The sequence below is a fragment of the Serratia sp. PL7 genome (assembly GCF_945957435.1).
The window spans coordinates 1,831,590-1,844,197 of the sequence record NZ_CAMFLB010000001.1 but is presented as its reverse complement, the minus strand read 5'-3'; the positions used below and the strand labels follow the sequence as shown (position 1 = coordinate 1,844,197).

The 12,608-nt window shown below is 58.6% G+C and carries 15 protein-coding genes; 14 read left to right on the top strand and 1 reads right to left on the bottom strand.

Annotated elements, in window-relative coordinates; genetic code table 11:
* The first annotated feature begins 217 nt into the window (after positions 1–217).
* Positions 218–1,177, top strand: coding sequence for a 23S rRNA pseudouridine(955/2504/2580) synthase RluC (rluC, locus tag N6G83_RS08850; RefSeq protein ID WP_025302408.1), 960 nt, complete (start codon positions 218–220; stop codon positions 1,175–1,177).
* 6 nt (positions 1,178–1,183) lie between these two features.
* On the opposite strand, the gene N6G83_RS08845 is transcribed toward rluC, so the two are convergent.
* The gene (locus N6G83_RS08845; RefSeq protein WP_062826731.1) at positions 1,184–1,765 is read right to left on the bottom strand and encodes a Maf family protein; all 582 of its coding nucleotides are present in this window, start codon (positions 1,763–1,765) and stop codon (positions 1,184–1,186) included.
* A gap of 141 nt (positions 1,766–1,906) precedes the next feature.
* Between N6G83_RS08845 and yceD the strand changes: the two genes are divergently transcribed.
* The 13 genes from yceD (at position 1,907) to N6G83_RS08780 (ending at position 12,440) form a co-directional block, all read left to right on the top strand.
* Positions 1,907–2,428, top strand: a complete 522-nt coding sequence (yceD, locus tag N6G83_RS08840) for a 23S rRNA accumulation protein YceD (RefSeq protein ID WP_004927780.1) — start codon at positions 1,907–1,909, stop codon at positions 2,426–2,428.
* Between the two features lie 16 nt (positions 2,429–2,444).
* Positions 2,445–2,612, top strand: a complete 168-nt coding sequence (gene rpmF, locus N6G83_RS08835; RefSeq protein ID WP_004927778.1) for a 50S ribosomal protein L32 — start codon at positions 2,445–2,447, stop codon at positions 2,610–2,612.
* Between the two features lie 11 nt (positions 2,613–2,623).
* Complete coding sequence (plsX, locus tag N6G83_RS08830) at positions 2,624–3,658, top strand: phosphate acyltransferase PlsX (RefSeq protein ID WP_025302410.1); 1,035 nt, start codon at positions 2,624–2,626, stop codon at positions 3,656–3,658.
* Positions 3,659–3,664: 6 nt separating this feature from the next.
* Positions 3,665–4,618: a beta-ketoacyl-ACP synthase III gene (locus N6G83_RS08825; RefSeq protein WP_043141705.1), complete on the top strand. Its 954-nt coding sequence runs from the start codon at positions 3,665–3,667 to the stop codon at positions 4,616–4,618.
* Between the two features lie 18 nt (positions 4,619–4,636).
* Positions 4,637–5,566 (top strand): ACP S-malonyltransferase, encoded by a 930-nt coding sequence (fabD, locus tag N6G83_RS08820; RefSeq protein WP_015377451.1) that lies wholly within the window; start codon positions 4,637–4,639, stop codon positions 5,564–5,566.
* Positions 5,567–5,577: 11 nt separating this feature from the next.
* Positions 5,578–6,312, top strand: a complete 735-nt coding sequence (gene fabG, locus N6G83_RS08815; protein ID WP_016928193.1) for a 3-oxoacyl-ACP reductase FabG — start codon at positions 5,578–5,580, stop codon at positions 6,310–6,312.
* A gap of 154 nt (positions 6,313–6,466) precedes the next feature.
* A complete protein-coding gene (acpP, locus tag N6G83_RS08810; protein ID WP_004719003.1) occupies positions 6,467–6,703 on the top strand; it encodes an acyl carrier protein in 237 nt (78 codons plus the stop codon).
* Between the two features lie 82 nt (positions 6,704–6,785).
* A complete protein-coding gene (gene fabF, locus N6G83_RS08805) occupies positions 6,786–8,027 on the top strand; it encodes a beta-ketoacyl-ACP synthase II (RefSeq protein WP_025302412.1) in 1,242 nt (413 codons plus the stop codon).
* Positions 8,028–8,172: 145 nt separating this feature from the next.
* Positions 8,173–8,970: an aminodeoxychorismate lyase gene (gene pabC / locus N6G83_RS08800; RefSeq protein ID WP_049208453.1), complete on the top strand. Its 798-nt coding sequence runs from the start codon at positions 8,173–8,175 to the stop codon at positions 8,968–8,970.
* Between the two features lie 13 nt (positions 8,971–8,983).
* Positions 8,984–10,009 (top strand): endolytic transglycosylase MltG, encoded by a 1,026-nt coding sequence (mltG, locus tag N6G83_RS08795; RefSeq protein WP_060432869.1) that lies wholly within the window; start codon positions 8,984–8,986, stop codon positions 10,007–10,009.
* Positions 9,999–10,637, top strand: coding sequence for a dTMP kinase (gene tmk / locus N6G83_RS08790; RefSeq protein WP_025302415.1), 639 nt, complete (start codon positions 9,999–10,001; stop codon positions 10,635–10,637). Before mltG ends, tmk begins: the two co-directional genes overlap by 11 nt.
* Positions 10,637–11,644 (top strand): DNA polymerase III subunit delta', encoded by a 1,008-nt coding sequence (gene holB, locus N6G83_RS08785; protein ID WP_025302416.1) that lies wholly within the window; start codon positions 10,637–10,639, stop codon positions 11,642–11,644. The genes tmk and holB overlap by 1 nt, the downstream gene beginning before the upstream one ends.
* Positions 11,645–11,663: 19 nt before the next feature.
* Positions 11,664–12,440 (top strand): metal-dependent hydrolase, encoded by a 777-nt coding sequence (locus N6G83_RS08780; protein WP_043141693.1) that lies wholly within the window; start codon positions 11,664–11,666, stop codon positions 12,438–12,440.
* The last annotated feature ends 168 nt before the right edge of the window (positions 12,441–12,608 follow it).

The window sequence follows — 12,608 nt, the reverse complement described above, 5'->3', positions numbered from 1 at the left end:
CCTGTTTAACGAGAATCAACGCGGAAAGTGACTGCATTATTCCACTGCTGATGCCGTTATAGCAAGGTGACTTTTCCTTAACTGCGGAAGAAATCGCAAACGTTCAAATCGGCTTGCTGCCTTATTGTCCGCTGGGGTTTCGTCCGCCGTCAGAGAGACAGTTAAGCACAGAAAAAGATGTGGCGCTATTCACGCGCTCTATTTAGAATCCCGCACCATGAAAACGAACAATCCAGCAGTACAATTCATCACGATTTCCGACGACGAAGCCGGTCAGAGAATCGACAACTTTCTGCTCGCTCGCCTGAAAGGCGTGCCGAAGAGCATGATTTATCGCATCGTGCGTAAAGGCGAGGTGCGGGTTAATAAAGGGCGCATCAAGGTCGAATACAAATTGGCGGCCGGCGACGTGGTGCGCGTACCACCGGTGCGCGTAGCCGAGCGCGAAGAGGCGCCGGTGTCGGCGAAGCTGGATAAAGTGGCCGCATTGGCAGACTGCATCCTGTATGAAGACGATCATCTGTTGATCCTTAACAAACCTTCCGGCACCGCGGTGCACGGCGGCAGCGGCCTGAGCTTCGGCGTGATTGAAGGGCTGCGCGCGCTGCGCCCGGAAGCCCGCTTCCTGGAACTGGTGCATCGTCTGGATCGCGACACCTCCGGCGTGTTGTTGGTCGCCAAAAAACGTTCCGCGCTGCGTTCGCTGCATGAGCAACTGCGCCTGAAAGGCATGCAGAAAGATTATCTGGCGCTGGTGCGCGGCCAATGGCAGTCCCACTGCAAGGCCGTACAGGCGCCGCTGTTGAAAAATATTCTGCAAAGCGGCGAACGTATCGTGCGTGTCAACAGCGAAGGCAAGCCCTCGGAAACCCGCTTCAAGGTGGAAGAGCGTTACGAATTTGCCACCTTGGTGAAGGCCAGCCCGATCACCGGGCGAACTCACCAGATCCGCGTGCACACTCTGCATGCCGGGCACCCGATCGCCTTTGACGATCGCTATGGCGACCGCGAGTTCGATCGCCAACTGGCGGGTACCGGCCTGAAGCGACTGTTCCTGCACGCCGCGGCGCTGCGCTTCGAGCATCCGTCCACCGGCGAAACGATGCGCATCGAAGCGCCGATGGATGAAGAACTGCGTCACTGCCTGCAAGTGCTGCGCCGGCAGGCCGCCAAATAATCCGCGTCAGACCAGCGGGTTGATGCCTTCAGCCCGCAACATCTCCAACAGCGCGATCAACGGCAGGCCGATCAGGGCGTTCGGATCCCGGCCTTCCAGCCTGTCGAACAACGCGATCCCCAATCCCTCGCTCTTGAAACTGCCCGCGCAGTTCAGCGGTTGCTCTAGACGCACATAGGCGGCGATCTCCGCCTCGCTCAGCGCGCGAAAATGCACGTGGAAAGGCTCGCACAGGGCCTGCAGCTGCTTGCTGCGGCTGTTGTACAGCGCCAGGCCGGTATAGAAGGTCACGGCCTGGCCGCTGGCCTGGCGCAGCTGCGCCCGGGCGTTCACCTCGGTATGGGGCTTGCCGGTGATGCTGCCATCGATCACGCAGACCTGATCGGAACCGATGATCAGATGCTCGGGATAGGCGAGGGCCAGCGCCTGAGCCTTCGCTGTCGCCAGGCGCAGCACCAACGCTTCGGCGCTTTCACCCGGCAGTGGGGTTTCATCCACCTGCGGCGCGGCGCAGTCGAACGGCAGTTGCAGCTTCTCCAGCAGCATTTTTCGATAGGGGGAGGTGGAGGCTAAAAGCAATCTCTGCATAATTTTTTTCGCAAACCGTAGCGTAAATGGGTACGGCATTTTAAACTGTCGGCCGCTGTGGAAGCGAATATTGGTGAAAGGAGCCGTTTTACGGCCTTTTTCTTTGACTCTATGTCGTTACAAAGTTAATATGCGCGCCCTATGCAAAAGGTAAAATTACCCTTGACCATTGATGCGGTACGTACCGCTCAGAAACGCCTGGACTATGCTGGTGTCTATGCGCCTGAGCAGGTTACTCGTGTTGCCGACTCCGTGGTCAGTGTGGACAGTGATGTTGAGGTGTCGTTGTCGTTTAATATCGACAATCAGCGCCTCGCGGTGATAACAGGGCATGCGGACGTCACGGTAACGTTGATGTGCCAACGCTGTGGAGTCCCGTTCGAACATCAGGTTCACACAACATATTGTTTTAGCCCGGTCGTCAATGATGAGCAGGCTGAGGCATTACCGGAAGCGTACGAACCGATCGAAGTTGACGAGTTTGGCGAAGTCGATCTGTTGGCAATGATTGAAGACGAAATTATTCTTTCACTGCCTGTCGTTCCGGTACATGAATCTGAACACTGTGAAGTGTCCGAAGCGGACATGGTATTTGGCCAACTGCCTCCCGAGGCGGAGAAACCGAATCCGTTTGCCGTATTAGCCAGTTTAAAGCGTAAGTAATTGAGGAGTAAGGTCCATGGCCGTACAACAGAATAAACCAACCCGTTCCAAGCGTGGCATGCGTCGTTCGCACGATGCTCTGACCACGACTACTCTGTCTGTAGACAAAGTATCCGGTGAAACTCACCGTCGTCACCACATCACTGCCGACGGTTTCTACCGCGGTCGCAAGGTTATCGGCTAAGTAGCGATACCTTGACTCGTCTAACCCTGGCGTTAGATGCAATGGGCGGGGACTTCGGTCCCTGCGTCACAGTGCCTGCTTCGTTGCAGGCACTGGCCTCTAATTTACAGCTTCATCTCCTGCTGGTCGGCAATCCCGACGTCATCTCCCCTTTGCTTGCCCACGCCGATCCGGTTCTTCTGGAGCGTCTGCAAGTCGTGCCCGCCGAGTCTGTGATCGCCGGCGACGCCAAACCTTCACAAGCGATACGCGCCAGCCGCGGCACGTCGATGCGCATTGCGCTCGAACAGCTCAGCAGCGGTAATGCGCAGGGCTGCGTCAGCGCCGGCAATACCGGTGCACTGATGGGGTTGGCGAAGCTGTTGGTCAAGCCGCTGGACGGCATTGAGCGCCCGGCGCTGATGACGGCGATCCCGAATCAGCAACGCAGTAAAACCGTGGTGCTGGATCTGGGCGCCAACGTCGAGTGTGACAGTACCATGCTGGTGCAGTTTGCCGTGATGGGCGCGGTGATGGCGGAAGAGGTGATCGGCATTGCGCAACCGCGGGTGGCGCTGCTGAATATTGGCGAAGAAGAGACCAAAGGCCTGGATAATATCCGCGAAGCGGCCGCTGTGCTAAAAAATACTCCGGCAATCAACTATATTGGTTACCTGGAAGGAAACGAACTGCTCACCGGCAAGACCGACGTGTTGGTCTGCGATGGCTTCGTGGGCAACGTCACCCTGAAAACCATGGAAGGGGTGGTCAGGGTATTCTTATCGCTGCTGAAATCGTCCGGCGACGGAAACAAGCAAGCGTGGTGGCTGAAATTGTTGGGCCGTTGGTTGCAAAAACGGGTGGTTAAGCGGTTCGGCCACCTGAACCCCGACCAGTATAATGGCGCATGTCTGTTAGGATTGCGCAGCACCGTAGTCAAGAGCCACGGCGCTGCGAACCCTCACGCGTTTGCAGTCGCAATCGAACAGGCTGTGCAGGCGGTGCAGCGGCAAGTCCCGGAAAGGATTGCTGCGCGCCTTGAGGCTGTATTACCTAAGAGTGACTGATCGTACATGTATACAAAGATTCTCGGTACGGGGAGTTATTTGCCCGTACAAGTGCGCACCAATGCTGATTTGGAAAAAATGGTGGATACCTCTGACGAGTGGATCGTCACGCGTACCGGTATCCGCGAACGTCGCATCGCTGCTGCGGATGAAACCGTCGCGACGATGAGCTTCCAGGCCGCTGAGAAAGCGCTGGAAATGGCAGGTGTGGCTAAAGAAGACATTGGGCTTATCGTCGTGGCGACCACCACAACGACTCACGCGTTCCCGAGCGCGGCGTGCCTGGTGCAGCAAATGCTGGGCATCAAAGACTGCGCGGCGTTCGATCTGGCTGCGGCCTGCGCCGGCTTTACTTATGCGCTCAGCGTGGCCGATCAGTACGTGAAAAACGGCGCGGTCAAACATGCGCTGGTTATCGGCGCGGACGTCTTGTCGCGCACGCTGGATCCTGAAGATCGCGGCACCATCATTCTGTTTGGCGATGGCGCGGGTGCGGTGGTGCTGGGGGCGTCTGAAGCGCCGGGCATTCTGTCTACCCATCTGCATGCCGACGGCAGCTACGGCAGCCTGCTGACGCTGCCGTACAAGGATCGTCAGAATCAGGACAAGCCGGCCTATGTCACCATGGCGGGCAACGAAGTCTTCAAGGTTGCGGTTACCGAACTGGCGCGCATCGTCGACGAGACGCTGCAGGCCAACAACATGGACCGCAGCGAGCTGGATTGGCTGGTGCCGCACCAGGCCAACCTGCGCATCATCAGCGCAACGGCGAAAAAGCTGGGCATGGGGATGGACAAAGTGGTGGTGACGCTCGATCGTCACGGCAACACGTCTGCCGCCTCGGTGCCTTCCGCACTGGACGAAGCGGTGCGTGACGGGCGAATTCAGCGTGGCCAACTGGTGCTGCTGGAAGCCTTTGGCGGCGGCTTTACCTGGGGCTCGGCGCTGGTTCGTTTCTGATTTGGACAGGAAGAAAAAATGACGCAATTTGCTTTTGTTTTCCCGGGCCAGGGGTCGCAGACCGTTGGCATGCTGGCCGAGTTGGCCGCACAGTTCCCGATCGTCGAAGAAACCTTCGGCGAGGCTTCCTCCGCCCTGGGTTACGACCTGTGGCAGCTGGTGCAGCAAGGCCCGGCGGAAGAACTGAACAAAACCTGGCAGACCCAACCGGCTCTGCTGGCTGCCTCGGTGGCGATTTTCCGCGTTTGGCAGCAGCAGGGCGGTAAAGCGCCTGCGCTGATGGCGGGTCACAGCCTGGGCGAATACTCGGCGCTGGTCTGCGCCGGCGTGCTGGACTTCAAGGCGGCGATCCGTCTGGTCGAGCTGCGCGGCAAGCTGATGCAGGAAGCAGTGCCGGAAGGTACCGGCGCGATGTACGCCATCATCGGTCTGGACAACGACGCGATCGCCAAGGCATGCGAAGAGTCTGCGCAGGGGCAGGTGGTTTCTCCGGTCAACTTCAACTCGCCGGGCCAGGTGGTCATCGCCGGCAACAAAGAAGCGGTTGAACGCGCAGGCGCCGCCTGTAAAGCTGCCGGCGCCAAACGTGCGCTGCCGCTGCCGGTGAGCGTGCCTTCGCACTGTGCGCTGATGAAGCCGGCCGCCGACAAGCTGGCCGTGGCGCTGCAGGACATCACCTTCAACGCGCCGCAGGTGCCGGTGGTGAACAACGTCGACGTGCGCACCGAAAACGATCCGGAAGCGATCCGCAGCGCGCTGGTGCGTCAGCTGTACAGCCCGGTGCGTTGGACCGAAAGCGTAGAGTTTATCGCAGCACAGGGAGTGACGTCGCTGCTGGAAGTGGGGCCGGGCAAAGTGCTGACCGGTCTGACTAAACGTATTGTTGACACCCTGACGGCTGCGGCGGTGAACGACACCGCCAGCCTGTCGGCGGCGCTTGAACAATAAAGAGGAAAATGATGAGCTTCGAAGGTAAAATCGTTCTGGTCACCGGCGCAAGCCGCGGTATTGGCCGAGCTATTGCAGAAACGTTTGTGGCACGCGGCGCCAAAGTGATCGGTACCGCGACCAGCGAGAGCGGCGCTGAAGCGATCAGCAGCTACCTGGGCGCAAACGGCAAAGGGTTTATGTTGAACGTTGTTGATGCGCAATCTATCGACAGCGTGCTGGCATCGATTCGCGCCGAATTTGGCGAAATCGACATTTTAGTGAATAATGCCGGCATTACGCGTGATAACCTGCTGATGCGTATGAAGGATGACGAGTGGGAGGATATCCTCGACACCAACCTGACTTCCGTATTCCGCCTGTCAAAAGCGGTAATGCGCGCTATGATGAAAAAGCGGTTTGGCCGTATCATCACCATCGGTTCTGTAGTCGGCACCATGGGGAACGCAGGGCAGGCGAACTACGCGGCGGCTAAAGCCGGCCTGATTGGTTTTAGCAAATCTTTGGCACGTGAAGTTGCTTCACGTGGCATTACGGTCAACGTCGTGGCACCTGGCTTTATTGAGACGGACATGACACGGGCGTTGACAGATGATCAACGCGCAGGCATTTTGTCATCAGTTCCAGCCAACCGGCTGGGCGATGCTAAAGAAATCGCCAGCGCTGTTGCATTTTTGGCCTCTGATGAGGCCGGCTACATCACCGGTGAAACGTTACATGTCAATGGCGGCATGTACATGATTTAAAAAATGTGAAAACCATTTGCGTTATTTGAGGCAAAAACCGCAAAATAGCGTAAAATCGTGGTTTGACCAGCCGGGATTTAGTTGCATCTTTTTCAGCATTTTATACACTACGAAAACCATCGCGAAAGCGAGTTTTGATAGGAAATTTAAGAGTATGAGCACTATCGAAGAACGCGTTAAGAAAATCATTGTTGAGCAACTGGGTGTTAAACAGGAAGAAGTTTTGAACAACGCTTCTTTCGTTGAAGATCTGGGCGCTGATTCTCTTGACACCGTTGAGCTGGTAATGGCACTGGAAGAAGAATTCGACACCGAGATTCCAGACGAAGAAGCTGAGAAGATCACTACTGTTCAGGCAGCTATTGATTTCATCAACGCCAGCCAGCAGTAAGAGAACATATCTAGGCGGTCGTTCGACCGCCTAAGTTTTTTCTATCCCTAGTGTCATATTTTTCCCTCCCTGGAGGACAAACGTGTCTAAGCGTCGAGTAGTTGTGACCGGACTGGGCATGTTGTCTCCTGTCGGCAATACGGTAGAGTCCACGTGGAACGCTCTTCTTGCCGGTCAGAGTGGCATCAGCCTGATCGACCATTTCGATACCACTGCCTATGCGACCAAGTTTGCTGGCCTGGTAAAGAATTTTAATTCTGAGGATTTCATCTCCCGCAAAGATGCGCGCAAGATGGATGCCTTTATCCAGTACGGTATCGCTGCCGGCATGCAAGCCATGCAGGATGCAGGTCTGGACATCACCGAGGCTAACGCCAGCCGTATTGGAGCCGCGATCGGTTCCGGCATCGGCGGCCTGGGTTTGATCGAAGAAAACCACAGTTCACTGGTTAACGGTGGCCCACGGAAAATCAGTCCGTTCTTCGTGCCCTCCACCATCGTGAATATGATTGCAGGCCACCTGACAATCATGTACGGCATGCGTGGCCCAAGCATTTCCATCGCCACCGCCTGTACTTCAGGTGTGCACAACATCGGCCATGCAGCGCGTATCATTGCTTACAATGATGCTGACGTGATGCTGGCCGGTGGGGCAGAGAAAGCCAGCACCCCATTGGGCGTCGGCGGCTTTGGCGCAGCGCGCGCCCTGTCCACCCGTAATGACAACCCGCAGGCGGCGAGCCGTCCGTGGGATAAAGACCGCGACGGCTTCGTGCTGGGCGACGGCGCCGGCATGATGGTGCTGGAAGAGTACGAACACGCGAAAAAACGCGGCGCGAAAATCTATGCCGAAGTGGTTGGCTTTGGGATGAGCAGCGATGCTTATCACATGACGTCACCACCGGAAAACGGCGCAGGCGCTGCGCTGGCGATGGAAAATGCCCTGCTTGACGCCGGTGTGACCCCGTCACAAATCGGTTACATCAACGCGCACGGCACCTCTACGCCGGCGGGCGACCAGGCGGAAGCGCAGGCGGTGAAATCCGTCTTCGGCGCTGATGCCCAGCGCGTGCTGGTGAGCTCGACCAAATCGATGACCGGCCACCTGTTGGGTGCGGCGGGCGCGATCGAGTCCATCTTTACCGTGCTGGCGCTGCGCGATCAGGCGGTACCGCCAACCATCAACCTGGATAACCCGGATGAAGGTTGCGATCTGGACTTCGTGCCTCACGAAGCGCGCCAGGTCAGCGATATGGAGTTCACCCTGTGCAACTCCTTCGGCTTCGGCGGCACCAATGGCTCGCTGATCTTCCGCCGAGTGTAACTCGCGCGGTTGTTCGCTGATGAAAAGCCCGGTTTTTTAACCGGGCTTTTTTACGCCTGGCGTCCGGCCGTCAGCAGGGCTGCGTATTGCCTCGTCGCCTGCTATTCTGCGAGCGTAATGAAATCACCCGGCAACAGGAGGAAGCATGTACTGGATTAACGGACAACGCCACGATGCGCTGGCGCCGAGCGATCGTGGCCTGCAGTTCGGCGATGGCTGCTTTACTACCGCCCGGGTTGTCGATGGCAAAATCGAGCTGCTGCCCTGGCACCTGGAGCGGCTGCAGCAAACGGCACAGAGGCTGATGCTGCCCACTACCGATTGGGCCGCTTTCGAGCGCGAGATGGCTCAGGCGGCCGAATCAATTCCGCTCGGCGTGGTCAAAGCGATACTGACGCGCGGCAGCGGCGGGCGGGGCTACAGCCCGACGGGGTGCGAAAATCCAACGCGCATCGTCGCCCGCAGCAGCTACCCTGCGCACTATTTGCAGTGGCGCGAGCAGGGCATCACGCTTGCGCTCAGCCCGGTGGCGCTGGCGCGCAATCCGCTGCTGGCGGGGTTGAAGCATTTGAACCGCCTGGAGCAGGTGCTGATCCGCGCGCATCTTGACCAGACGGCCGCCGACGAGGCACTGGTGCTTGACACTGCCGGTATGCTGGTGGAATGCTGTGCGGCTAATTTGTTCTGGCGTAAGGGAAAAGCGGTGTTTACCCCGGACCTGAGCCAGGCGGGCGTCGCGGGCCTGATGCGGCGGCGGGTGATCGCGCTGCTGGCGGGCTCGGAATACCGTCTGCACTGCGTCAGCGAACCGCTGGAGACGCTGGCCGATGCCGACGAAGTCCTGGTGAGCAACGCGCTGATGCCGCTGCTGCCGGTAAACGTTGCTCAATCATGGCGTTATCATTCGCGCCAGCTGTATGATTTTTTGCGTCCACACTGTTAACCATGGCTGATTGATGAAGAAAAGAAAGCTGAAGGTCCTGTCTGTTATTGTTGTTCTGGTATTGGCGCTGCTGTTTTGGGGCTACCAGAAGATCGAACGCTTTGCCGATACGCCGCTGGCTATCCAGCAAGAAACCATCTTCAAACTGCCTGCCGGCACCGGCCGGGTGGCGCTGGAAGGGTTACTGGTGCGCGATAAACTGGTGCGCAGCGGCCGCTGGTTCCAGTGGCTGCTGAAACTGGAGCCGGAGCTGGCGGAGTTTAAAGCCGGTACCTACCGGTTCACGCCGGGCATGACGGTGCGCCAGATGCTGAAACTGTTGGCCAGCGGCAAAGAGGCGCAGTTCACCGCACGCTTTATCGAAGGCTCACGCCTGCGTGACTGGCAGCAGGTATTGCAGCAGTCCAAATACCTGAAACACACCCTGGCGGGCAAGAGCGAAGTGGAGATCGCTACAGCGCTCGGCATTCCTGCGGGAGAAACCCCGGAAGGGCATTTGTACCCGGATACCTATCAGTATACCGCCGGCATGAGCGATATCGCGCTGCTCAAACGCGCACATGTTCGTATGAACAAAGCGCTGCAGGCCGCCTGGGACGGCCGCGACACCAGCCTGCCGTATAAAACGCCGGAAGAGCTGCTGACTATGGCCTCGATCGTCGAGAAAGAGACCGCGGTGCCGGAAGAGCGTAGCAAGGTGGCGTCGGTGTTCGTCAACCGTTTGCGCATCGGCATGCGCCTGCAGACCGATCCGACGGTGATCTACGGCATGGGCGAAAGCTATAATGGCAACATCACGCGCAAGGATCTGGAGACGCCGACGCCTTACAACACCTATGTGATCGCCGGCCTGCCGCCAACGCCGATCGCCATGCCGGGCGAGGCCTCGCTGCAAGCGGCCGCCAATCCGGCCAAAACGCCATATCTCTATTTTGTCGCCGACGGCAAGGGTGGGCATACCTTCACCACCAATCTGGCGAGCCATAACCAGGCGGTGCGTGTGTACCGTCAGGCGTTAAAGGAAAAGAATGAAAAGTAAATTCGTTGTAATCGAAGGGCTGGAAGGCGCGGGCAAAACCACCGCGCGCGACACGGTAGTCAATGTGCTGCGCGAACATGGTATCAACGACATCGTTTTCACCCGAGAACCGGGCGGCACACCGCTGGCGGAAAAGTTGCGCGAACTGTTCAAACGCGGCATCGACGGCGAATTGCCGACCATCAAGGCCGAAGTCTTGATGCTGTACGCTGCGCGCGTGCAGCTGGTGGAAACCGTGATCAAACCCGCCCTCGCGCGTGGTGCCTGGGTGGTGGGCGACCGCCACGATCTCTCTTCACAGGCTTACCAGGGCGGCGGCCGCGGTGTGGACCCACAGCTGATGAGCTCGCTGCGCGACACCGTACTGGGGGATTTCCGCCCGGATTTGACGGTTTATCTCGATCTGCCTCCGCTGGTCGGCTTGCAACGCGCACAGGCGCGCGGCCAGCTGGATCGCATCGAACAGGAGGCGCTGCCGTTCTTCGAACGCACCCGCGCTCGCTATCTTGAGCTGGCGGCGCAGGATGAAACGATCGTTACCGTTGACGCCGCCCAGCCGCTGGAACAGGTGACCGCGGCGATCCGCGACTGCGTCGGCCACTGGCTGCGGCAGCAGGAAGGCGCATAATGAACTGGTACCCGTGGCTGAATGGCCCTTATCGCCAGCTGATTGGGCAGTACGCCGACGGTCGCGGCCACCATGCGCTGCTGCTGCATGCGGCGGCGGGCAATGGTGACGATGCGCTGGCCTACGGCCTGAGCCGTTGGTTGATCTGCCAACAGCGCAACGGCGAAAAAAGCTGCGGCGAGTGCCACAGCTGCCGGCTGATGCTGGCGGGGAATCACCCGGATTATCACGTGCTGGCGCCGGAAAAGGGCAAGAGCAACCTGGGTATCGAACCGATCCGCCAGGTGATTGAAACGCTGTACGCCCACGCGCAGCAGGGCGGCGCCAAGGTGATTTGGCTGCCGCAGGCGGAACAGTTGACCGAGGCGGCGGCCAACGCACTGCTTAAAACGCTGGAAGAGCCGCCGGAGAAAACCTATTTTCTGCTGGGTTGCCGTGAGCCGTCGCGGCTGATGGCGACGCTGCGCAGCCGCTGTCTTTATTGGCATTTGGCCAGCCCGGATGAGCAGCTCAGCCTGCAGTGGCTGGGCCGGCAGGCGGCCGGTTCTCAGACAGACCGCCTCACGGCGCTGCGCCTGCACGACGGCGCGCCGCTGGCCGCCGAACAGCTGTTACAGCCGCAGCAGTGGCAACAGCGCAGCGCCCTGTGCACCGCGTTGAGCGCCGCGCTGCCGCAGCGCGATATGCTGTCGCTGTTGCCGGTGCTGAACCATGAAGATGTCGCCGAGCGCCTGCACTGGTTGTGCGCGCTGCTGGTGGACGCGATGAAGTGGCAGCAGGGTGCGCATCACTATGTATTGAATCAGGATCAGCAACCACTGGTGCATCAGCTGGCCAGCGTGCTGAGCAGCGCCTCGCTGCAGCAGATCGTGCAGCAGTGGCTGACCTGCCGCCATCAGCTGCTCAGCGTGGTGGGTGTCAATCGCGAGCTGCTGCTGACCGAACAGTTACTTCGCTGGGAACAGATGCTTGGCGCCGCCGGCTATTCCCACCCTCATTCGCTGTAAAGTAAAAGAGTTAAAAATTATGTTGTTAGTCGATTCTCATTGCCACCTTGACAGTCTGGATTATCAAACGCTGCATCAGAATGTGGACGATGCGCTGGCCAAAGCCAAAGCGCGCGACGTCGGCTATGTGCTGGCGGTCGCCACCACGCTGCCGGGCTACCGTTCCATGACCGAGCTGATCGGCGAGCGCAACGATGTGGCTTTCTCCTGCGGGGTGCATCCGCTCAATCTGGAAGAGGGGTATGATTACGCCGAGCTGCGTCGCCTGGCGGCGGCGGAGCAGGTGGTAGCGCTGGGAGAGACCGGGCTCGATTACTTCTACCAGAAAGACAATCTTGAGCTGCAGCAGGACTCTTTCCGCGAACATATCCGCATTGGCCGGGATCTGAACAAGCCGGTGATCGTCCACACCCGCGAGGCGCGCGCGGACACGCTGGCGATCCTGCGTGAAGAGAACGCACAGGACTGCGGCGGCGTGCTGCACTGCTTCACTGAAGATTTGACCACGGCCGAAGCTTTGCTGGATCTGGGCTTCTACATCTCCTTCTCCGGCATCGTCACCTTCCGCAATGCCGAACAGCTGCGCGAAGTGGCACGCTACGTGCCGCTGGATCGCATCCTGGTGGAAACCGATTCGCCTTATCTGGCGCCGGTGCCGCATCGCGGCAAAGAAAACCAACCCGCCTATGTGCGTGATGTGGCTGAATACATGGCAGTATTGAAGGGCGTCAGCCTGGAACAACTGGCCGAAGCCACCACCGCCAACTTTTCACGCTTATTTCACCTCGATCTGTGATCTTTGACCTAGGCTATAGCTGTAGGTCATTGTCTGCGTAATTTTTTTTAAGCTCGTAATTAATCACTGAAACGGGTAAGGTTCCCTCCCGTTTCAGGGGGATTGGTGCGTGTTTTTTGCCCGGTTTTGCCAAAAAACGGCCGGTTTATGCAAAGTTGCCGCGGCTCG